The 1,767-nt window shown below is 57.9% G+C and carries 1 rRNA gene; it reads left to right on the top strand.

Annotated elements, in window-relative coordinates:
- Nucleotides 1-1,145: ribosomal RNA gene (locus AAD496_RS14855) — 16S ribosomal RNA — on the top strand; the annotation flags it as partial.
- Nucleotides 1,146-1,767: the final 622 nt, after the last annotated feature.

Below are 1,767 nucleotides of genomic sequence, written 5' to 3'. Positions count from 1 at the left end.
AAGCCTGATGCAGCGACGCCGCGTGGGGGATGACGGCCTTCGGGTTGTAAACCTCTTTCAGTAGGGAAGAAGCGCAAGTGACGGTACCTGCAGAAGAAGTACCGGCTAACTACGTGCCAGCAGCCGCGGTAATACGTAGGGTACAAGCGTTGTCCGGAATTATTGGGCGTAAAGAGCTCGTAGGTGGTCTGTCGCGTCTGCTGTGGAAACGCAACGCTCAACGTTGCGCGTGCAGTGGGTACGGGCGGACTGGAGTGCAGTAGGGGAGTCTGGAATTCCTGGTGTAGCGGTGAAATGCGCAGATATCAGGAGGAACACCGGTGGCGAAGGCGGGACTCTGGGCTGTTACTGACGCTGAGGAGCGAAAGCATGGGGAGCGAACAGGATTAGATACCCTGGTAGTCCATGCCGTAAACGTTGGGCACTAGGTGTGGGGTCCATTCCACGGATTCCGTGCCGGAGCTAACGCATTAAGTGCCCCGCCTGGGGAGTACGGCCGCAAGGCTAAAACTCAAAGGAATTGACGGGGGCCCGCACAAGCGGCGGAGCATGCGGATTAATTCGATGCAACGCGAAGAACCTTACCAAGGCTTGACATACACCGGACCGGGCTGGAGACAGTCCTTCCCTTCGGGGCTGGTGTACAGGTGGTGCATGGTTGTCGTCAGCTCGTGTCGTGAGATGTTGGGTTAAGTCCCGCAACGAGCGCAACCCTCGTTCCATGTTGCCAGCACGTGATGGTGGGGACTCATGGGAGACTGCCGGGGTCAACTCGGAGGAAGGTGGGGATGACGTCAAATCATCATGCCCTTTATGTCTTGGGCTTCACGCATGCTACAATGGCCGGTACAGAGGGTGGCGATACCGTGAGGTGGAGCGAATCCCAGAAAGCCGGTCTCAGTTCGGATCGTAGTCTGCAACTCGACTACGTGAAGTCGGAGTCGCTAGTAATCGCAGATCAGCAATGCTGCGGTGAATACGTTCCCGGGCCTTGTACACACCGCCCGTCAAGTCACGAAAGTCGGTAACATCCGAAGCCCACGGCCCAACCCTTGTGGGGGGAGTGGTCGAAGGTGGGACCGGTGATTGGGACTAAGTCGTAACAAGGTAGCCGTACCGGAAGGTGCGGCTGGATCACCTCCCTTCTAAGGAGCATCACACCAGGACAGGTATGAGGCGTTCGCGTCTTGTGTCTGGTCCTGTGGTTGTGGCCACTGTCTGCCGGCGAGTGTCTGGTGGGGTGGTTGCTCATGGGTGGAACATCATCACAGTCCACGCGGTCCTTTTGGGGTCGGGTGGGTGGGAGTATTGGGTACGTTGTTGGGTCCTGGGAGCACAGGCGCCTGACACCAGCGTGGGGGATCGTCACCGGTTGATGGTGGTGGTCTCCGTGGTGGTGTCTCGTGTGTGTCTCTGACCGGTCCCGTACCGAAGCCGCATGGACAGTGTCCGTGTGGTGGGTGTGTGGGTGTCTGGTGGTGGGGTTTGGTTTTTTCATAGTGGACGCGAGCATCTCTGGGCATGCATCTGGAGACCGTGGCAGTCATGTGACTGTGGCTGTCTGGTGGGTGTGTGTTCTGTAGTGTGATTTTTTTGTTGTGTTTCTTGTGTTATCCGACTCGCACATGATCCCGGTGACCGGGTGGGCAGTCTCCTTGCGGGAGTGACCTGGCTGGTCGTGTAGGGGTGTGTGTGAGTGTTTTAGAGCGCATGGTGGATGCCTTGGCATCAGGAGCCGATGAAGGACGTGGGAACCTGCGATAAGCC

Origin of the sequence: Brevibacterium litoralis (assembly GCF_040212315.1) — a bacterium.
In the GTDB taxonomy this organism is placed as follows: domain Bacteria; phylum Actinomycetota; class Actinomycetes; order Actinomycetales; family Brevibacteriaceae; genus Brevibacterium; species Brevibacterium litoralis.
The sequence above is the reverse complement of the archived record's forward strand: the minus strand, read 5'-3'. Positions and strand labels throughout refer to the sequence as shown.